19 protein-coding genes are annotated in these 19,320 nt (G+C 38.6%); 8 read left to right on the top strand and 11 right to left on the bottom strand.

The features are described 5' to 3' along the window. Positions 1-132 precede the first annotated feature (132 nt). Complete coding sequence (locus ABJD64_RS04085; RefSeq protein ID WP_348177684.1) at positions 133-804, top strand: hypothetical protein; 672 nt, start codon at positions 133-135, stop codon at positions 802-804. Between the two features lie 15 nt (positions 805-819). On the opposite strand, the gene ABJD64_RS04090 is transcribed toward ABJD64_RS04085, so the two are convergent. Both ABJD64_RS04090 and ABJD64_RS04095 read right to left on the bottom strand, forming a co-directional pair. Then, positions 820-1,926, bottom strand: a complete 1,107-nt coding sequence (locus ABJD64_RS04090) for an adenylate/guanylate cyclase domain-containing protein (RefSeq protein ID WP_348177686.1) — start codon at positions 1,924-1,926, stop codon at positions 820-822. Next, positions 1,923-2,828, bottom strand: coding sequence for a pyridoxal-phosphate dependent enzyme (locus tag ABJD64_RS04095; RefSeq protein ID WP_348177688.1), 906 nt, complete (start codon positions 2,826-2,828; stop codon positions 1,923-1,925). The genes ABJD64_RS04090 and ABJD64_RS04095 overlap by 4 nt, the downstream gene beginning before the upstream one ends. A 157-nt stretch (positions 2,829-2,985) precedes the next feature. On the opposite strand from ABJD64_RS04095, the gene ABJD64_RS04100 reads away from it, so the two are divergent. After that, entirely contained in the window at positions 2,986-3,912 is a 927-nt protein-coding gene (locus tag ABJD64_RS04100) for a hypothetical protein (RefSeq protein ID WP_348177690.1), read from the top strand. A 33-nt stretch (positions 3,913-3,945) separates the two neighbouring features. Here the strand turns inward: ABJD64_RS04100 and ABJD64_RS04105 are convergent, their stop codons facing one another. The 3 genes from ABJD64_RS04105 to ABJD64_RS04115 are packed head-to-tail and all read right to left on the bottom strand — an operon-like array spanning position 3,946 to position 5,918. Next, a complete protein-coding gene (locus ABJD64_RS04105) occupies positions 3,946-4,392 on the bottom strand; it encodes a response regulator (protein ID WP_348177692.1) in 447 nt (148 codons plus the stop codon). A 6-nt stretch (positions 4,393-4,398) separates the two neighbouring features. After that, on the bottom strand, positions 4,399-5,349 hold the full coding sequence (locus ABJD64_RS04110; protein WP_348177694.1) for a HAMP domain-containing sensor histidine kinase: 951 nt from the start codon (positions 5,347-5,349) through the stop codon (positions 4,399-4,401). A gap of 23 nt (positions 5,350-5,372) precedes the next feature. Then, a complete protein-coding gene (locus ABJD64_RS04115; protein WP_348177696.1) occupies positions 5,373-5,918 on the bottom strand; it encodes a hypothetical protein in 546 nt (181 codons plus the stop codon). A gap of 80 nt (positions 5,919-5,998) precedes the next feature. On the opposite strand from ABJD64_RS04115, the gene ABJD64_RS04120 reads away from it, so the two are divergent. Continuing rightward, positions 5,999-7,018, top strand: a complete 1,020-nt coding sequence (locus ABJD64_RS04120) for an RluA family pseudouridine synthase (protein ID WP_348177698.1) — start codon at positions 5,999-6,001, stop codon at positions 7,016-7,018. Next, positions 7,019-8,251 carry a lysophospholipid acyltransferase family protein gene (locus tag ABJD64_RS04125; RefSeq protein WP_348177700.1) on the top strand — a complete coding sequence of 411 codons (1,233 nt, stop codon included), beginning with the start codon at positions 7,019-7,021 and terminating at the stop codon, positions 8,249-8,251. Here ABJD64_RS04125 and prmC read toward each other — a convergent pair. Further along, positions 8,243-9,097, bottom strand: coding sequence for a peptide chain release factor N(5)-glutamine methyltransferase (gene prmC / locus ABJD64_RS04130; protein ID WP_348177702.1), 855 nt, complete (start codon positions 9,095-9,097; stop codon positions 8,243-8,245). The two genes, ABJD64_RS04125 and prmC, sit on opposite strands and share 9 nt — an antisense overlap. 104 nt (positions 9,098-9,201) lie before the next feature. Here prmC and ribD point away from each other — a divergent pair, with 104 nt between their 5' ends. Beyond that, positions 9,202-10,233 carry a bifunctional diaminohydroxyphosphoribosylaminopyrimidine deaminase/5-amino-6-(5-phosphoribosylamino)uracil reductase RibD gene (gene ribD, locus ABJD64_RS04135; RefSeq protein WP_348177704.1) on the top strand — a complete coding sequence of 344 codons (1,032 nt, stop codon included), beginning with the start codon at positions 9,202-9,204 and terminating at the stop codon, positions 10,231-10,233. 35 nt (positions 10,234-10,268) lie between these two features. Here the strand turns inward: ribD and ABJD64_RS04140 are convergent, their stop codons facing one another. The 3 genes from ABJD64_RS04140 to ABJD64_RS04150 form a co-directional block, all read right to left on the bottom strand. Continuing rightward, positions 10,269-10,967 carry a hypothetical protein gene (locus tag ABJD64_RS04140; protein ID WP_348177706.1) on the bottom strand — a complete coding sequence of 233 codons (699 nt, stop codon included), beginning with the start codon at positions 10,965-10,967 and terminating at the stop codon, positions 10,269-10,271. A 206-nt stretch (positions 10,968-11,173) separates the two neighbouring features. Further along, positions 11,174-13,519 (bottom strand): ribonucleoside-diphosphate reductase subunit alpha, encoded by a 2,346-nt coding sequence (locus ABJD64_RS04145; RefSeq protein ID WP_348177708.1) that lies wholly within the window; start codon positions 13,517-13,519, stop codon positions 11,174-11,176. A gap of 43 nt (positions 13,520-13,562) precedes the next feature. Continuing rightward, entirely contained in the window at positions 13,563-14,552 is a 990-nt protein-coding gene (locus tag ABJD64_RS04150; RefSeq protein ID WP_348177710.1) for a ribonucleoside-diphosphate reductase small subunit, read from the bottom strand. Between the two features lie 459 nt (positions 14,553-15,011). On the opposite strand from ABJD64_RS04150, the gene rplU reads away from it, so the two are divergent. Together rplU and rpmA are read left to right on the top strand one after the other, a co-directional pair. Continuing rightward, positions 15,012-15,320: a 50S ribosomal protein L21 gene (gene rplU / locus ABJD64_RS04155; RefSeq protein WP_348118801.1), complete on the top strand. Its 309-nt coding sequence runs from the start codon at positions 15,012-15,014 to the stop codon at positions 15,318-15,320. A gap of 9 nt (positions 15,321-15,329) precedes the next feature. Next, entirely contained in the window at positions 15,330-15,596 is a 267-nt protein-coding gene (rpmA, locus tag ABJD64_RS04160; RefSeq protein WP_348177712.1) for a 50S ribosomal protein L27, read from the top strand. A gap of 77 nt (positions 15,597-15,673) precedes the next feature. Here the strand turns inward: rpmA and ABJD64_RS04165 are convergent, their stop codons facing one another. After that, positions 15,674-16,603: a hypothetical protein gene (locus ABJD64_RS04165; protein WP_348177714.1), complete on the bottom strand. Its 930-nt coding sequence runs from the start codon at positions 16,601-16,603 to the stop codon at positions 15,674-15,676. A 412-nt stretch (positions 16,604-17,015) separates the two neighbouring features. On the opposite strand from ABJD64_RS04165, the gene ABJD64_RS04170 reads away from it, so the two are divergent. Beyond that, positions 17,016-18,023, top strand: a complete 1,008-nt coding sequence (locus ABJD64_RS04170; protein ID WP_348177716.1) for a tetratricopeptide repeat protein — start codon at positions 17,016-17,018, stop codon at positions 18,021-18,023. Here the strand turns inward: ABJD64_RS04170 and ABJD64_RS04175 are convergent. After that, a complete protein-coding gene (locus tag ABJD64_RS04175) occupies positions 18,020-19,117 on the bottom strand; it encodes a ferredoxin--NADP reductase (protein WP_348177718.1) in 1,098 nt (365 codons plus the stop codon). The genes ABJD64_RS04170 and ABJD64_RS04175 overlap by 4 nt on opposite strands. Positions 19,118-19,320 lie beyond the last annotated feature (203 nt).

The following is a 19,320-nucleotide window of genomic DNA, read 5'->3' on the forward strand; positions in this document are numbered from 1 at the left end:
AGTACATGGCTGTTTATATACTGACGCATCTCGTTAAATCCTTATGGTAGGTCATAAAAGGACAGCTATTCGAGTTAAAAGTTGGCGTAAATATGTTATTATTAATTGCACGATATGCCCTAAATTGAATGGATGAATCACTTTCTTGCCAATAATATCAAGTTTTTTCAGATGAATAAGGCCGTCCATTTTGCCTTTATTCTTTTGTTTTTCATCAGCTGCTCAGAAGAAGAGCACGGCGAACAAGTTAGAAATTGGGAAATATTAGCATTAGAAAAACATGTTGATGATCTAAACAATCAGAATAAGGCACTTTCCATTATTCTTTGGAAAATGAACTCCAACCACAAGTCGGTTCGATTATTTACGAATGATTTGATCACAGATATTGAGAGGGTCAAAATGAGTATTATTGAATATGCAATTAATGGCTCTGAGCTCGTGGCACAGCAAATCGTGTCGACCCGGGTAAGAGGGACATATTACCCAAGGACATTCAAATTTGAACACAAACAAATCCCTGAGAAATTAACTCGGTTTGTCGTAAAAAGCTTGACCGCGTTTGATAGGCATCCCAGCACCAAAGGGAATTCACTGAAATCATTTCTAACAGAAATGGGCCATGACGATTCCAATTCTTTAATTAGACATAAAATGTTTGACGGATTGAATGTAGGTCAGGCAGTTCAATTGCTTGAATTGGTCCAGATTAGAATATTGATGGAAGAAAATAAATATCAAACCAGCCAGTTTAATCATGCTATAAATCGCATGATTGCATTCCCGCAGAACCTTAAGAACTAATGGTACAGTAAAATTTTAGGCTAAGCTATCTATTGCGTAAATATTGACTGCTTGTTGTTTGCCTTTCAGCAAAATCTCTCCCATGAGCTCCTGCTTTATTTTGGAAAAGTTTTTTGTCTGGTTAGCAAATAATTCTGAGACCAAAAGGCTCTTGCCAAATTGATTACACATGGATTGGATGCGTGCTCCAGTATTCAATACGTCGCCATGATATGCAATCTCACGTTTGATATAACCAACCTCTGCTACGGTCACTGGCCCCTCATTGATTCCAGCTTTGAATTCAGGAACGAAACCGAATTCTTTTTCAAATTTTTCTGATTTTGATTCCAGTTTTTCTCTAAAGGCAAAAAACAACTCCATGCAGAGTCTTGCAGCATCCGGATCGTCCGAATCCCAGGTCAAAACTGCTTCGTCCCCAACATACTGATAAATCTGAGCCTTATGTCTGAAAACAATTTCATTGAGGTACAGAAAACACCTCTGGATCAAATTAGAATACTTAATATGCCCAAGCTTCTCGGCATAGGCCGTCGAGTCTTTGAGGTCGAGAAACATAAAAATTCTGTCTTCAATGATCGGTTTGTGGTATTTCCCGGTGAACATATCCCATAGATTACCTGGGCCAAATTTTTTACTTACCTCAAGTATAAAATTGACAATTATGGAATAGAGGATAATGAATGAGGCAATGGCAATATAGAATTGATTGTCAAGAAAAAGCAGGACAAATTTATCGGTCTCTTTGATGGGAGAAATGTTCAAAAATCTCAAGATCAAAAAGACGGTCAAAAATACAAATACAAATCCAACTGTATAGAGACCTGTTTTGATGAGCATAATCTTCCCAAAAGATTGATTCCTCAACCTCGTGTTTTCAGATAACCAATAGATAAGAAAGAAAACAGTCCCAAAAAGGAAACCAAAAAGAGCACCTTCCAAATACTGAAAACCTGAATTAATGTATTCTAGAAAAGGTCCATTGACGTGTGAAATATCGATTTCCAATAACTTCAGAATGAGTTGTTGGAAAAAGATGCCAGTGGCAGTCACGCTTATTGAGGCAACGGTCCAAACGCCGACGATGAATAACCAATCCTTAAGGTTCTTTTTCCAGTTCATGTATTGAGTATGTAATTGTTTTGCTCATTGAAGCCAGCAATTCCTTGCAGGCCTCCCGTATGTACGCAAATGATCCGGTTCCCACTGTCAAACTTACCTTTTTTAATCTGATCAAAAATGCTGTACATCATTTTGCCAGTATAAACAGGGTCTAGTTGGATTCCGCTCACTTTTTTAAAGTGATTAATAAATTCAATAAGAAGACTATCAAATTTAGCATATCCCCCAAAATGATAGTCATGAAAGATCTGCCATGGTTTTGCCGGGCCCGCTAAGTCTTGTACTATGTTCTCCAGATAATGCTCTCCTTTTAGACAACTGACTCCCAAGGCAGTTTGATTTCCGCTAAGTTGACTAGCCAGACCAGCCAATGTTCCCCCGGTTCCAACAGGGCAAGCGATGAAGTCAAAATCTATTTCTATTTCATCGATTATTTCAGCCACACCTTTCAGTGCGAGTTGATTTGATCCTCCTTCAGGAATTATGAAGGCCTGGTATTCTTCCCTTAGTAATTCAAGCCAGTCCTTTTGGTTTCTTTTTTGATAATCAGGTCTGGAGATAAACTGCAGATTCATCCCATCTACTTTTGCTTTCTGCAGCGTTGGATTTGAGTTTGAATCAAGCTCGTCGCCTCTGATGATACCTATGGATTGGAACCCAAAACGTTTGCAAGCTGCCGCAGTAGCAGCAATATGATTTGAAAAAGCACCCCCAAAAGTCAGGATTGATTGATAGCCCTGGGCTTTGGCTTCAAGTAAGTTGTATTTTAATTTACGCCATTTATTACCTGAAATTTCCGCGTCTATCTGATCTTCTCGCTTGATAAACACCTCTATCCCCTTTTTCGACAAAATTGGGTCAAAAAGCTGCTGGAGCTGGGTCGGTTTGGGGGACTCAAACATGTCTCAAATGTAATAAGCAAAGAGGAAAGCAGTAGAGCTTAGGTGGAAGGGATAATATTTTTTATTAATTTGTAGAGTCAATAGAAATATAGGAATGTTGGCAATACATGAACCCGGGTTGGGGGTTCTTTTTAATTAACTCATCATAATTTAAGAAATGGCTGAAAATCTGACTCGATCGATAGAATCTAAGGTAGAACATACCAAAAGCGAACGCCGAAAAAATAGATTGAATGCCTATGAACTAGGAACAGAACTTCTCTTCAAGACGAAAAAGGAGTTGGATAGCCTGCAGGGAATGATAGGTGCACAAGACCCGCGTTATCAGTCTGTTTGCAATCTGCTAGCTACAGAAGTATTGCAATGTGGCATTGATTATTTCAAAGCCATAAAGGATAATTCTGATTTTTCGGAGGCAAATTCCTTAGAGATTTTGAATAGCGCCAAAGAGATTTCTGCAGATGCTCAAATTCAGAAAAGGATAGAAGACAATGTCGAAGGTATTCGTGATTGGGTAAGCAACCAGGCACTACGAGATAGTCAAAATAACATTTATGACTTCAATAAAATATTGTTGAAAACGGCATTTTCCTTCATGACCTGTGATGGGCATATCGCACCCAATGAGGTAGCTTTAATTAGAAAAATGGCTGAGGAGGATAAGGCTTTTGGAGACATAGACATTGATACCGAGCTGGACTTTCTTATAGAAGTGATCAATACGATGGGTATGGGTTTCTTAAAAGATTATCTAAAAGTATTGAAGAATGCAGGGCTTAAGCAGGAACAAGAGCTTAAGTTGATTGATATGGCTGTCAAAACCCTTTATGCTGACGGCAAAGTAGATTACAATGAGGTGAAATTTTTCAGAATATTCCGTTCACTTCTTAGCGTATCAGACAAACAAATTGAGACACAAAACCCTCACCTTCCAGACCAATTTTTGGAAAGTGACATATTCAGTCATGCATACCTAGGCCAATTATTTGATGATTATTTTGAAAAGGTCGAGATACCGACTTTTGAAAAAGTATCAGAGCAAAAGCGTACAGCCTACGTGGACCCCGAAAAGTATAAAGAATAAGGACAACCCTACAAGAGTTACAAAACTACTTGCCTAAGAATTCGCTCGTTCCCCGAAATGCTTCTCAACAATACCAAGGAGTTGCTCTTTTGTAATTGGTTTGGTGATAAAGTCTGAGACATCTTGGTATTTTTTTGCCTTGTCCCGGTCAAGTTTATTAAGTGAACTGGTTAGCATTGAGATCACTATGCCGCCTTTAAGTTCTTTTGGCAATAGCACATACCGATCGAGAAATTCAAAGCCATTCATGACAGGCATATTGATATCTAATAATATTAAATCTGGCTTGGGATAACTTGTGCCATTCTCTTTAAACTCTCCCTTATTTTCTAAATAATCCAAGGCCACCTTTCCGTTGTGGCAAGCATGTATTTTACCTGTATAGTTGCACACATCGGTTAGTAAATGCTGCTGTAAGAAAATCGAAGTTTGATCATCGTCGACCAAAAGGATATTTGATATTATGTTGATGTCTATCATTGTTACTTAGGAAGTAATAGGTAAATGGATGGTGAATATTGTGCCTTCGCCAGGCTTACTTTGGGCCATTATCGACCCATTATTTTTTTCAATTTGATCTTTTACTAGGTATAATCCAATACCTGATCCTTGGATTTCCGGTTTTTCACCAAAACGTTCAAAAAGAGTAAAAAGCTTATCTCCATATTTGTCCAGGTCAATACCGGAGCCATTATCGGAGAATATTATTTTTACCATGCCATCATCATCAAACGATGAAATGTTAATTTCAGGTTCGCGTTCTGCATGTCGATATTTTATGGCATTGGTTATTAAATTCTTCAAAATACTATTCAGGTAAATTTCCGAAACGAAAACAAATGGGCCTTTGGTAAAATCAGTTTTGATTTTAGCTCCGGATTCTTGAATATCGTAATCTAGCACTTGTATTAGATCTGATACAGTATCCTGCAATGAACACTTTTTTTGCTCTAAAGCACCCGATTTTTCATGTCTGAGTAATGACATGAAGTCTTCAAATGTCAGCAGCCAGCTGGCAACTGACTCATTAATCTTGTCAATCAGCTCTTCTTTTTTGGTATCCGACAAAGTCGCATTTGAGGTACTCAAAATCTCTGTAAGCGCTTTTATATTCAGAGCAGGGCCGCGTAGGTCATGAGTGATTTTGTAGGTAAGCGTGTCTAAGGATTTATTAATTATTCTAAGTTGTCGATTGCTGTCATTCTTTTTTTGATGTGTCAAACCGAGAAGAAAGCCCGCTGCACCCAGTACGATTGGAGCTGTGTCTACTACATAATGAATTACGTTCCTTTGGTGAATAATAATTATGCTGGCCCAATTAAAATCAAGATCATTGAGTAGGCAATCTATAAACTGAGAAAAGATAGGAAACGAAAGTCCGAACAGAATACCTCCAAGAGTATATTTTGTGTGGACACTGATCGCTTTCTTTTCCATTAGTTTAGGGAGATTGATACTCGCTATTCAGATGATCCGGTACCAAAATCTACAGAATCTGAAATGTCTTGTACCTGGGAGAGATCGAATGTAGGAAGTGTTTTTTGCTTAAAATAGTTGCTATAGAGTTCCTTAATGTAGATATCCGTCAGTGCATCCTTATGAATAAAATCCTTTCCAATCTTTGGAAACTTATCTAGTATTTTTTGATCAGGGGATTTCAATGCGGTACGAAGAATTTTAAGAAAGTAGATTTCTTCTTTTTTCACCTTATCATCGGCTGTAATAGTCTGAATGGCCGATTCGAGCAGCAATATTTCTTGTTCTTCTGTAAGCGTGGCACTTTTCACTTTTTTAAAGTAATCATCAAAAAAATCCAGGCCTTTTAGATTGATCAGATCAATCATCTGATTCAGTTCCTGATCAATATCGAGACTGGCTAGGTCCTTTTTTTCATTGGCCATTTTCTTAATAAAGCTTACTTCTTTTGGGGATATATGACCGTCACAGGTCATAAAAGAGAAAACCGTCTTAAGGAGCAATCTGGAGAATTCTGATTGATTTGTCATTTGTGTCATGTTAATATATCGCTGCTTTGTTGCTTTAAGATAATCAAAATATCTAAAACTAATACTTACCTTTGCCCACTATGCAAGAGGAACCTTTGGAAGAAGAATTATACGAACATCACCGAATCGTTGCGGACCCAAAGCAAGAAATTTTACGGCTAGATAAATTTCTGATGGATCGCTTGCCCAACGTAACACGCAATAAGCTTCAGGCTGGTATTAAGGACGGTTTTATCAAAGTCAATGACGAGGAAATAAAGCCAAATTATAAGGTTCATCCGGGTGATGTTGTAATTGTCGCCTTACCAGAACCTCCTAAGGATACCGACATAATTCCGGAAGATATTAAATTGAATATTGCCTACGAAGATGACGACCTTCTCGTAGTCAACAAAGAGCCGGGAATGGTAGTACATCCCGCTTATCAAAATTGGTCCGGAACTTTGGTCAATGCCTTAGCCTTTCATTTTAAGAACCTTCCTACCATGCCCAATAATGACGGGCGACCTGGTCTCGTACACCGAATAGATAAAGACACATCAGGTTTGTTGGTAATAGCTAAAAGTGAGAAAGCAATGACAAGCCTGGCTAAACAATTCTTTGATCATAGCATTGAACGAACCTATCTGGCGCTTGTGTGGGGTGAACCCAACGAGGATAGCGGAACAATCGATGTGAACTTAGGAAGAAGCCTTAAGGACCGAAGAGTGACTGCAGCTTTCCCGGAAGGCGATTTGGGTAGGAGAGCTGTTACGCATTACGAGGTAATCAAAAGACTTAGATATGTTTCCCTTATCAAATGTAATCTGGAAACCGGCAGGACACATCAGATCAGGGCGCATATGAAACACATTGGACATCCATTGTTCAACGACGTAACTTATGGGGGAGATAAAATTATAAAAGGGACCACCTTTACAAAATACAAACAGTTTGTTGAAAATTGTTTTAAGCTGATACCCAGACAAGCGCTGCACGCCAAATCGTTAGGATTTATTCACCCAACTACTGAAAAATTTGTTCAATTCGACTCTGAGCTGCCACAAGACTTGCAGGATGTGATAGAGAAGTGGGAGCATTATGTCAATCACATAGATTAAATGATTGTAATTAAATACCTCTGGTACTATACCATGTGGACCTTAGTCAGGATAGGGCTTCACCTTTATTTTTCAAAAATCAAAGTCACGGGAAGACACAATATCCCCAAAAACACACCAATAATTTTTGGGTCTAATCATGAAAATGCTTTCATAGACGCACTTCTGATAACGACAAGCAATACTCGTTTCGATCATTATCTGGTACGCGCAGGTGTGTTTGGAAACCCAATCGCTAAGGCCCTCCTTAATTCACTCAATTTGATGCCAGTATATCGAGCGCAGGATGGTGTCAATCCACTAGAAGCCAATAAGCAAATTTTTCGAGCTTGTTTTGAGGCTTTGGCAAAAAAGTATTCAGTCATGCTTTTCCCAGAAGGTGAACATAATATGAGGCGGCACAGGAGGGTACTGAAGAAGGGTATCACCCGGATAGCTTTAGGTGCGGTAAACTTTGAAGGAGGCACCAAAGAAGTATCCGTCGTACCTGTGGGTGTAAACTACTCAGATCATACAGGGTTTAGATCAACCGTTCATATTGTATTCGGTGAGCCCATTGTTGTGAAAGAACAAGAAGAGAACGCTAAGAATTACAACAAGTTGACTTCTGAGATCACAGAAGGACTGAGTCTGGTGCATGTCTCATTGGATAGGAACGCTTATCTTGGTTTGGACGCTATTTTTTTTCATGATCTAGATTCTCATCAATTGATAGAGCCGGAAAAAATAAACCATAAATCTGCTGCCCTGGAAAATCGATTGGATGAAGTGAATGAAGTTTACGATGAAAAGAAAGAATTGGAAGAAGCCGGTTTGTCGTTCCCATTTCGGTCTATAAGTAATGGTGGTAAGTTAAAAATGCTTTTGCTCGTGCCTTTGGCATTGATTGGTCTACTCATCAATTTGCCGGTCTTACTACCTGTTCATTGGTTTGTAAAAACAAAAATTAAAGAAGTTGAATTTGTAGCATCGCTAAAATTTGGATTTGCGCTGCTTGGATTTTGTGTTTGGTGGTGGCTGTTGGCTTCCTGGATTTGGGACTATTCTTCTCGGTGGGAACTGGTGATAATAGGAACCCTTCTGCCATTTATATCTTTGGTATCACTCAATGGATTTCTTCGAAAATGGAAAAGGTTTCAGACGACCCGTATGCTATCCAATGAAAATCTTCAACCGAAATACGATGCGTTCGTAGAACGAGTAAACCTTATAAGAAATAGCATTTCATTCTAGTACGGCAGAAGCGAATCGCTGTTTGTCATTGAGATCCTTGTATACTTTGGCTTGGGAATAGCCATAATGCTGAAAAAGCAATAGGGTCTGCTCGCCAAATTGCTCATTAATCTCAAAGAACAGTGCACCACCCTTTTTTAAAGAAATCTTGGCCTTTTTCATAATTGCTTTATAAAAGAGTAGAGGATCATCATCGGGAACGAACAAGGCTAAGGCAGGTTCAAATTCGAGCACATTCTTTTTCATTTCCTGCTTCTCCTGGTCCATGACATAAGGAGGATTGCTTACGATCAGATCAAGTTCTTCAGGCGGGAGATTTTGTTTTACAATGTCCAAAGTAGAAAAGGCAGCGTTTGCTCCTAGCCTGGCAGCATTGTATTGTGCAATTTTGAGTGCATTTGGACTAATATCATAACCCACCAATTGTGCGTCTTCAATACTCAAGGCTAGAGAACATGCAATACATCCGGAACCGGTTCCTATGTCGGCCATCTTGGGTTTATTCCAACTTCTGAAATTGCTGATAATCTGAATAAGAAGTTCTGTTTCCTGCCTTGGGATTAAAACATTTTTATCTACATAAAACCGATAACCATAAAATTCTGCCTCCTTGAAAATATACTGAATGGGTTCATTGTCGATCAAGCGCTTAACCAGCAGGTTGTATTTCTTTTTTTGGAGGCTATCCGGGAAAAACTGACGGTTGACTATTATATCAGTTCTGGATATGCTGAAAATTTTGTCAAGTATAATATAAGCAAGAGCCTGGCTTTCCTGGAGTCCCAATTCTGGATTGAGCAGCGCTACGGTATCTTGAAATGTATTCCTGGGAAAGTATTCCTCCATGTCGCAAAAATAATTAAACGGTGTAAATTTGAGTACGCTCGTCGTGTCAAAGGGAACTAATAAATGATAGGATTAGATCAAGTAGGAATCATAATAGCAAACCAGTGAGTAAAGAAAAAGATAAAAAATATATGCAGAGAGCACTAGAGTTGGCTAAAAAAGGGTTTGGAATAGTAAGTCCAAATCCGATGGTCGGCTGTGTTATTGTGCATGATGATATAATCATTGGAGAGGGTTGGCATGAAAAATATGGAGAAGCACATGCCGAGGTCAATGCGATTAAAAATGTAAAAAATTTGACTTTCCTGAAAGAGGCCACCGCATATGTGACATTAGAACCCTGTTCACACTTTGGTAAAACTCCTCCATGTGCTGATTTATTGATTAAACACCGGCTCAAGCGTGTTGTAATTGCCAATCAGGATAGTTTTCCACTGGTAGATGGTGGAGGGATAAAAAAACTCAGGGAAGCGGGTATTGAAGTGGATGTGGGTGTCTTATCAAAGGAAGGAAGAAATTTGAATAAGAGATTTTTCACCAGAGTAGAAAAAAAACGACCTTATGTGATCTTGAAATGGGCTCAAACGGCTGATGGATTTATAGCGCGTGAGAATTATGACTCGAAATGGATCAGCAATGAAAAATCCAGAAAATTGGTGCATAAGTGGCGAGTTGAGGAAGATGCCATTTGGGTAGGAACGAACACGGCCAAATATGATAACCCTAGACTCAATGTTAGAGATTGGGAGGGCAGTGACCCTATTCGAATTGTCATTGACAAAGATTTATCATTAGATGCCGGTCTCAATTTGTTTGATCAAGAGATTCCCACTATTTGTTATAATCTAAATAGGAATAGAAAAGAGGAAAATCTGGAATGGGTCAAAGTGAATAAGGAGAAAATCCTAGAGGATATTTTCTTTGATTTAAGGCAGCGAGGTATCCAATCTGTATTGGTGGAAGGAGGAGCCTGCTTAATAGAGTCTCTGATTGAAAATAACTATTGGGATGAAGCTCGTGTGTTTACTGCGGGAAATAAGTTTGAAAAGGGGATTAAGGGACCTGCTTTTCGTGCTGCTGTTGAGAGGTCGCATCAAGTTGATAATGATCGACTCGACATTTATTACAATACATAAGGTAGTCCTACAACTATTACGTTGAAATTAATAAATCATTTTTGTCTTTTTTTGAAGTATTGGAAACTTAGGCCAGTATTGAATGGGCTAATACCTCCTTGTTGTTGATCGGTCCCGTTATTGATAATGTAAGAGCTGGTGAGAGCAAGTCTACCAGTTTTGTTTTTAAATATTATTGAAATTGAAGGTTCGATAAATAGAGCGCTTAGCTCACGGTCTTCATCAATCACATATTCTACCCAATCACCATCGGCCCCTGTTTCTTTTCTGTAGTAGTAAAAATCTTGATTGATTTTTCCAAATTTTGAGGACAAAACAAAATCAACCTTTTTGGTATGTATAGTCCATTGAGGCCTTAAATAGTATAACCGGCTGGTTCCGTTTATTTCAAAGTCATCATAGAGAATTGAATATTTGTTTTTCCCTGACCCTCCCGAGGCTCCCGCAAAGAGACCTAATCTGCTTCTCTTGCCTATATTTTTTGATCCACCAATACTACCATCTAGCATAAAATTTTCCTTTGCATAAAACCTGGCGGCTAGTTGCAGTGATAGGTTATCCGTTGCTGCTACTGCAAAATTAGTTTGTAGACCTAAGGCAACAGGCCCTGTTAGACCAATATCTATTTGTGTATCTCCAGCATCTTCTACTAGTACAGGTGGAGCAACATGTGGCGAATAAATAGCGCAACTAGTACTGAAAAACAATAAGAGGTATAGGAATTGGCGAAGCATTTTATTTTTACAATGAGATGATATGAGAAAGGCATTATTTATGGCTAAACCCCCTAAGCAGAATATTTACATGGTTTTCATAACCATAAATTTTCCAATTGTCCGGGTCTGCCACATACTTATGATCCGTTGAGATTTGGGGCAAAAAAAACTCCTCGCTGATAATTATCAACGAGGAGTTTTTTTCAGTAATATATTGTTTCGAATCAACTACCGCATCCTACACATTCGAACTGTGAGTTGGCTTCGCCTTCTTTGTCGTTAGCAGGAATGAAGTTTTTGTTCTCTTCTTTTGATACTGTAAACTTAATCGCATCAGCTGCAGCCTTAGTTCTGAGGTAGTACATACCAGTTTTCAAACCTTTTTCCCAAGCATAGAAATGCATGGAAGTCATCTTACCAAAGTTAGGCTCTTGTAAGTGAATGTTTAAGCTTTGGCTTTGGCATATATAAGCACCTCTATCAGCCGACATATCAATAATCGCTTTTTGCGAGATTTCCCAAACGGTTTTGTACAAGTCTTTGATGTTTTGAGGGATCTCAGGAATATTCTGAATAGATCCATTGGCCTGCATGATTCTGTTTTTCATGCTATCATCCCAAAGATTGATAGCAATCAAGTCTTTCATCAGGTGTTTGTTTACTACGATGAACTCACCGGACAAAACTCTTCTGGTATAGATGTTAGAAGTGTATGGCTCAAAACATTCGTTGTTGCCCAGAATCTGTGATGTAGAAGCCGTAGGCATAGGAGCTAATAACAAAGAATTTCTCACACCGTGTTTTTTTACATCTTGCTTCAACTTTGTCCAGTCCCATCTTTCACTAGGAGTGACATTCCACATATCATATTGGAAGATACCTTTAGATACTGGTGAGCCTTTGAATGTCTCATATGCGCCGTCAACCTTCGCCAAATCTTTAGAAGCGGTCATAGAAGCGAAATAGATCGTTTCGAAAATTTCGCTATTCAATTGTCTTGATTCTTTTGAATCAAAAGCCATTTTCATTTTAATGAAAGTATCAGCCAACCCTTGCACTCCTATTCCAATAGGACGGTGTTTCAAATTTGAGTTTCGTGCCTCTGGTACTGGATAATAGTTAACATCAATTACCTTGTTCAGATTTTTGGTAATCACATAAGTGATATCATAAAGTCTCTGATGATCAAACATGCCGTCCTCGGTCACGTACATTGGAAGTGCGATGGAAGCCAGGTTACAAACAGCAACTTCATCGGGAGAAGTATATTCCATTATTTCGGTACAAAGGTTACTAGACTTGATTGTACCTAAATTTTTCTGATTTGATTTTTTATTAGCGGCATCTTTAAACAGCATATACGGAGTACCGGTCTCGATTTGAGATTCTAAAACTTCGAACCAAAGATCCTGGGCTTTGATGGTCTTACGGCCTTTTCCTTCGGCTTCGTATCTTTCATATAGTTTCTCAAATTCGTCTCCATAGGCATCAGCGAGCCCTGGGCACTCGTTGGGACACATCAGTGTCCAATCGCCATTTTCTTTTACTCGTTTCATAAACAAGTCCGGCACCCAAAGAGCATAGAACAAATCTCTTGCTCTCATTTCCTCTTTACCGTGATTTTTCTTTAGGTCAAGGAATTCAAAAATGTCGGCGTGCCAAGGCTCAAGATAGATTGCAAAACTTCCTTTGCGCTTTCCACCTCCCTGATCTACGTATCTAGCTGTCATGTCAAAGTTTCTTAGCATCGGAACGATACCATTCGATACGCCGTTGGTTCCTTTGATGTAAGATCCTGTAGCTCTTACATTATGAATACTTAATCCGATTCCACCGGCAGATTGAGAGATCTTAGCCGTTTGTTTCAAAGTATCGTATATCCCGTCGATACTGTCATCCTTCATGGTAAGAAGGAAGCATGAAGACAATTGTGGTTTAGGTGTACCTGCATTAAATAGTGTAGGAGTAGCATGTGTAAACCATTTTTCAGAGAGTAGGTTGTAGGTTTCGATGGCTGCTTCTATATCTTCTTTATGTATCCCGATCGCTACACGCATGAGCATGTGCTGAGGTCTTTCTACGATTTGTCCATCCAGTTTCATCAAATATGATCTTTCGAGTGTTTTGAACCCGAAATAGTCATAACTGAAGTCTCTGTCATAGATAATTGAAGAATCAAGCAGCGCAGCATTTTTCTTTATGATTCCATATACATCCGTCGCAAGAAGTGAAGCATTCTCCCCTGTTTTTGGATCTATATAAGTGTACATCCTTTTCATAGTGTTTGAAAAAGACTTACTAGTTGTTTTGTGTAGGTTGGAAATAGCTATTCTGGCGGCCAGCTTAGCAAAGTCAGGGTGGACCGTGGTAAGTGAGGCGGCAGTTTCAGCAGCCAGATTATCTAATTCTACAGTTGTTACACCATCATAAATACCTGAGATCACTTTTTTAGCGATGTCTACAGGTTCAATGAACTTGGTGTTCAGTCCGTAGCAGAGTTTTTCAATTCTGGCAGTGACTTTGTCGAATTTGACGGATTCTCTCCTTCCGTCTCTTTTTAGTACTAGCATAAGGTAAACAGGTTAACAGCTATGGGATATATACGTATGTTTTTTAAAAATCTTCGTTCAAACTAAATTTTGGTGAGTCATCACTGGCCTCTTTCATCACTCCGGCTTTCTGATACTCTGCCACTCTTTTTTCAAAGAAATTTGTTTTCCCTTGTAGAGAAATCATTTCCATAAAATCAAATGGATTAGTCGCATTGTATTGTTTGGAACATCCAAGCTCTAATAACAATCTATCTGCAACAAATTCAATATATTGACACATGAGTTCTGCATTCATTCCAATCAATTTTACCGGAATGGCGTCAGTGACAAATTCCTTTTCAATCTCTACGGCGTCTATGATGATTTTTTCTACGGTTTCAGTAGGAAGCTTATTAATCAAGTGGTCATTGTATAATAAACACGCAAAATCACAGTGTAGTCCTTCGTCCCTTGAAATAAGTTCATTGGAAAAAGTCAGACCTGGCATCAAGCCTCTTTTTTTCAACCAGAAGATTGAGCAGAAACTTCCTGAAAAGAAAATACCTTCCACTGCGGCAAAAGCAATCAATCTTTCTGCAAATGAGCCATTGTCGATCCACCTCAAAGCCCAGTCTGCTTTTTTCTTCACGCACGGGATGGTTTCTACCGCATGAAACAGCTTATCTTTTTCCTTATTGTCTTTTACGTAAGTATCAATAAGTAAGGAATATGTTTCTGAGTGAATGTTTTCGATAGCAATCTGAAAGCCGTAGAAAAATTTGGCTTCAGTATATTGAACTTCGGACACGAAGTTCTCAGCAAGATTTTCATTTACAATTCCATCACTAGCCGCAAAGAAGGCCAGTACGTGAGTAATAAAGTGGCGCTCGCCATCATTCAGATTTTCCCAATCTTTCAAGTCCTGGCTGAGATCAATTTCTTCAGCGGTCCAAAAGCTGGCCTCAGCTTTTTTATAAAATTGCCAGATGTCATCTTTTTCGATGGGAAAGAGTACAAACCTATCCTTATTCTCTTTGAGTATAGGTTCGTCTTGCCGGGTGTCTTTTGCCATTTTGCTTTTACTTCATTTCTTTTAAAAAAGGACAAATAATAGTCGTGACTAATGATACTGAAGCCAGTCATTATTCTCCTTTTTCGTGTCTCACACGAGGTGAGACGGTGGTGTTCATTTTTCTATAGGATTACTTGTTCGTTAGTGTGTCGAGTCCTTTGAACAAGCAGTACAAATATGAAAAAAAGAAGGTAAAAAGACAAGGCGAGAATGGTGGCGAAATGGTGTTTTAGACAACTTAGAAAAAAAGATTTAAATAATTGAAAACTAGCACGTTGGAAGCCTTCATTTTAAATAATAACTTGTATTAAAATGAGCTTGAATCGAGGGTTAAAAAAAGTTGAATTTTTTTTTATTTTTTTATGTCAGCTAAAATGCTAGTGAAAGGGTTTGAAAAGTGCAGGATAAACTTTACTTTTGCAGACCAATTTTAAAAACTGGATTTATTACAAATTATTTATGTACGCAATAGTTGATATAGCCGGTAAGCAGTTCAAAGTAACGCAAGATCAGTATGTTTACACTCCTCGTTTGGAGGGTGAAGCTGGCGCTTCCGTAGAATTTGACCGAGTATTGTTGATAGACAATGACGGGAAGGTCAAAGTAGGTGCCCCTACAGTAAAGGGTGCTAAAGTTTCAGGTAAAATCCTTGCTCAGGAGAAAGACGATAAAGTGATTGTCTTTAAGAAAAAGAGAAGAAAAGGATACAAGGTAAAAAATGGTCATAGACAGCCATTGACTAAAGTTTTAATCGAAAATATTAAATAATATAATACCATGGCACATAAGAAAGGAGCAGGTAGTTCGAAAAACGGAAGAGAGTCCCATAGTAAACGATTGGGAGTAAAGATATTTGGCGGACAAGATATTATCGCTGGAAACATCATCGTAAGACAAAGAGGAACTAAGCATCATCCGGGAGCTAACGTAGGTATTGGTAAAGACCATACCCTATTTGCGTTGACCGATGGCGTTGTAGAGTTCAAAAAAGGAAGACAAAACAGATCTTTTGTTTCAGTAGTTACACCTGAAGCTAAGTCTTAAATTAGTCTACAGAAAATATAAAGAAAGCCATCTCGATCTGTCGGGATGGCTTTTCTTGTTTTGGGTCATTTGATATCCTATTGGTCGGCCTCTTCTTCTAGCTTACTTATGTCAAACTCTTTGAGAAATTTCTGTGCTTCATTCATATTCTGAAATTCATAGTTTTGGATACGCCCACCAGAGATGTGGATGTCCATCTTTAACAACACAATCTTAGGTCCAGAATTCAATGGGTCTTCAACAAATTGGGTGGATTCTGTTACTTTGAAATCACTCGCAGATTTCTCATGAGACAAGTTCACTGTTTTCCTTTTGATCCTTTTACAATAGGTGCACTTATAATGTTTAATAAGTTCACCATCCTCATGTTCAGTGACTTCTTTTGTGATCTCTTCCTTTTCAAGTTTTAATGTTTGGAACCCACATCGGTCACATTCCATGGCATGGAGTCTGCCTTCGTATTTTTCAATATGCGTATCGCCGGTATCTATATCTATCCATACATCGTAATCTACTGAAAACACATCTTCTTCTGCCTGCATACCCTCGTCAAGGTAGGCATCTTCCTCCTCCTCACTTAAGAGTTTCATTTTATTCCCTGTCTTAGGGTTTATCCTAGGCTCATATCTGTAAGCTTTCAGACGCTTCGCTTGCTGAGTAGGATAATAGAAGTTGAGCATGAGTAATGCTACGTAGCCATAAAGCACGCCAATACAAAGCGAAATAAAGAGCCTGATCCAAAACCACATAAATGAGTGGGTAAGTCCTGAGGCCTCGTAGGTATTACAAATAAAAAATATTGCAGAAGCTATGGCAATATGAGCAGTTAATAGGTATTTGTATTCGTGCTTACTTACCAGATCATATTTGTCTTTGTAGATCTTGGTGGTGGCCAGTTTAACTTTGTAGAAAATAAATATAAAGATTCCAATACCTGCGAACACAGGAGTAAGAATCAACATAGCAGAACTCCAGTTGTTCAAAAAGTTAAGGGTTGATTCATTCATTATAATTGATGTATTAATTGGTTTAAGAAAAAAGGCATCTCTTGGAATCAATTATTTCAGATAGATATTTCATTGTCCAGAGGAACCTAAAGATAGAAAAAATTATATATCGTAATGTTTTACTCGACAGGATTTTAACACCGTTAATACAATTTACCTGTATTCCAACAATAATTTATTTGGTATAATGATGGGATGGCCGTTTTAAGTTGTTAAATAAAATAGATACCCCTTGGACTAGACAATCTTATGAATCACCTTTCATAAACACATAATTGAAGAAAACCACCGTGTTATTTTTAACATTATAATAATGTTGAGTTAGATTTGATACTAAGAAATTTAAATGTCCAAAATTAGAATAATAGTTAGTAAAAATTGGATTATTTCTTGAATACAAAGAATATAAACAGTGAAGCAAAGAATTATTGGTTTTGCATTAATACTAGTCTTGGGTGGCTGCATTCAAATAGAAAATACTAATGACACGCAAGTAAAGAAATCTATTGTGTCAGATGTTTCTAATGTAGGAGCAGAGGTCGTGGATGAAAGCGAGCACGAAGCCGTGTCCTTGCTTGGTGTGAAATTATTTCCGCCAGAATTACCACAAAAGGTGCTTGATAAAAGAAAGAAGGAGCTTGAAGAGGCAGAAGCGAACTTCAATAATAACCCTGACAGTCTGGAAAGTATCATATGGTATGGTCGTAGACTTGCGTACCTCTATCAATACAAGTATGCTATTCAGATATTCACTCTTGGTCTGAGCAAATTTCCAGAGTCTTATAAACTATACAGACATAGAGGACACAGGTATCTCACTATTCGTCAGTTTGACAAAGCCATTCAGGATTTGGAAAAAGCAGTATTCTATTCAAGAACAGCACCAGTAGAAATGGAAGAAGATGGCCTGCCCAACCGAAGAAATATTCCTCGAAACTCTATTCAGTACAATATTTGGTATCATCTGGGTCTGGCATACTATATGAAAGGCAACTACGACAAGTCAGTATCCGCTTATAAAAAGTGCATAGCCATTTCTGACAATGATGATATGTTGGTAGCGGCAACAGATTGGCTATATATGACCTACAGAAAGACGGGCAACTTAGCTGCTGCAGAAGCACTACTAGAACCTATAAAAAGCAGGATGAATGTAATTGAAAATTATGCTTATCACAATAGACTTTTGATGTATAAGGGTATCAAGAGACCCGAACAATTGTTCAATCCAAATAAAAGCCAAAAAATGGCCATTGATGACATGACAATGGGGTATGGAGTTGGCAACTGGTATTACTACAATGGAGATGCCGAAAAAGCTAAAGCTATTTTTGGCCAAATGATGGACAGCCCTTATTGGCAAGCCTTCGGTTTTATGGCAGCTGAGGTTGAACTATCCAATTTGAAAGTAGGCTCTTAGCCTATTTCCACTTTCACATCATCACTTTCCGGGTGACCTACGCAGAGCAGTACGTATCCCTCAGCTTTTTCTTCATCAGATAGTCCATCGTCTTCATCCATTTTAATGCTTCCTTGAAGGCACTTGCCCCGACAGGCCGTGCACAGTCCACTTTGGCAAGAATAGGGCATGTCAATGTTCCTGTCCAGTCCAGCTTCCAAAATAGTTTTGTTAGCTGGTACTTCATAGGTATACTCCTCTCCTTCAAGCAAAATAGTAACCTCATGTGCTCCGTTCGCATCTGCTATTATGGCACTCGGGGAGGTGTTGCCGGCCACGAAGCTTTCTTTAAATTTCTTGTCTTCTGGTATTTTGAGCTCTTCGAGCGATTTCCAAACGATATTCATAAGCGGCTCGGGGCCGCAAGTCATAAAGGAAAAGTCCGAATAACTGCCATCTTTTAGGTCGGTAATAATTTTGATTACCTTTTCCCTTGTCATATAGCCTACCTCGCCTGTCCAATCTGTAGGTGGTGTTTCTAGAAAATGTACTACATCAAGTCTTGCTTCATATTCTTTTTGAAGACCTTCGATTACTTCTTTGAAAATAATCGAATCTATATCCCGATTAGCATATACCAGTGATACCTTACTTTCTGGCTCTTGGCTAAGGACTGATTTTGCTATGGACATGAGAGGAGTTACGCCACTTCCACCTCCAAATAGAAAGACCTGCCTTTTATTTGATGCCTTAATATCCAGAACAAAAGAACCCATAGGCTCCATGATTTGGATTGTGTCTCCCGACTTAACCTCGTTGTTGATATAATTAGACATGATGCCTCCGACTACGGCTTTGACCGTGACGGCAGGGAATTCACCTAGAGATGGCGTACTGCATAGCGAATAGGCCCTCCGGACCTTCTTCCCTTCTATGGTTAGAATAAGTGTAATAAACTGGCCTGGTTCATAATTTAAATCCCCACTCGATGGTTGCTCGAATACCAAGGTAACAGCATCATTCGTTTCCTTCACTACCTCCTTTACCGTCAGGTCAATGTATCTTGAATCGGTATTTTCTTTCTTCTTTTTCTTCTTAAAAAAACTAAAGGCCATTGTTTATATTTTTTTGAACGAGCAATTGCTCGGTGTTTCTAATCTCAGAATTTCAGGTTGCAAAATTACGAGCTATTTGGCTGCTGCCAAAATCATTTGATAGACTTAATTGATGTGCTCATTTGAATTGTTTTTTGATCCGCTATTTCGCAATTCCCACATCCTTTTGGGCAGTTGTTTTTTGAGCTGAAATCTAAATAGAT

It is taken from the genome of Reichenbachiella sp. (assembly GCF_039944555.1).
In the GTDB taxonomy this organism is placed as follows: domain Bacteria; phylum Bacteroidota; class Bacteroidia; order Cytophagales; family Cyclobacteriaceae; genus Reichenbachiella.

Bases quoted from the DNA above. Each gene is read 5' to 3' on its own strand.
- ABJD64_RS04120 (WP_348177698.1), top strand. From the start codon at position 5,999: ATGCAAGAGGAACCTTTGGAAGAAGAATTATACGAACATCACCGAATC.
- ABJD64_RS04125 (WP_348177700.1), top strand. From the start codon at position 7,019: ATGATTGTAATTAAATACCTCTGGTACTATACCATGTGGACCTTAGTC.
- ABJD64_RS04090 (WP_348177686.1), bottom strand. From the start codon at position 1,926: ATGAACTGGAAAAAGAACCTTAAGGATTGGTTATTCATCGTCGGCGTT.
- ABJD64_RS04175 (WP_348177718.1), bottom strand. From the start codon at position 19,117: ATGGCCTTTAGTTTTTTTAAGAAGAAAAAGAAGAAAGAAAATACCGAT.
- prmC (WP_348177702.1), bottom strand. From the start codon at position 9,097: ATGGAGGAATACTTTCCCAGGAATACATTTCAAGATACCGTAGCGCTG.
- ABJD64_RS04140 (WP_348177706.1), bottom strand. From the start codon at position 10,967: ATGCTTCGCCAATTCCTATACCTCTTATTGTTTTTCAGTACTAGTTGC.
- ABJD64_RS04110 (WP_348177694.1), bottom strand. From the start codon at position 5,349: ATGGAAAAGAAAGCGATCAGTGTCCACACAAAATATACTCTTGGAGGT.
- ABJD64_RS04095 (WP_348177688.1), bottom strand. From the start codon at position 2,828: ATGTTTGAGTCCCCCAAACCGACCCAGCTCCAGCAGCTTTTTGACCCA.
- ABJD64_RS04115 (WP_348177696.1), bottom strand. From the start codon at position 5,918: ATGACAAATCAATCAGAATTCTCCAGATTGCTCCTTAAGACGGTTTTC.
- rpmA (WP_348177712.1), top strand. From the start codon at position 15,330: ATGGCACATAAGAAAGGAGCAGGTAGTTCGAAAAACGGAAGAGAGTCC.
- ABJD64_RS04100 (WP_348177690.1), top strand. From the start codon at position 2,986: ATGGCTGAAAATCTGACTCGATCGATAGAATCTAAGGTAGAACATACC.
- rplU (WP_348118801.1), top strand. From the start codon at position 15,012: ATGTACGCAATAGTTGATATAGCCGGTAAGCAGTTCAAAGTAACGCAA.
- ABJD64_RS04165 (WP_348177714.1), bottom strand. From the start codon at position 16,603: ATGAATGAATCAACCCTTAACTTTTTGAACAACTGGAGTTCTGCTATG.
- ABJD64_RS04105 (WP_348177692.1), bottom strand. From the start codon at position 4,392: ATGATAGACATCAACATAATATCAAATATCCTTTTGGTCGACGATGAT.
- ABJD64_RS04145 (WP_348177708.1), bottom strand. From the start codon at position 13,519: ATGCTAGTACTAAAAAGAGACGGAAGGAGAGAATCCGTCAAATTCGAC.
- ABJD64_RS04150 (WP_348177710.1), bottom strand. From the start codon at position 14,552: ATGGCAAAAGACACCCGGCAAGACGAACCTATACTCAAAGAGAATAAG.
- ABJD64_RS04085 (WP_348177684.1), top strand. From the start codon at position 133: ATGAATCACTTTCTTGCCAATAATATCAAGTTTTTTCAGATGAATAAG.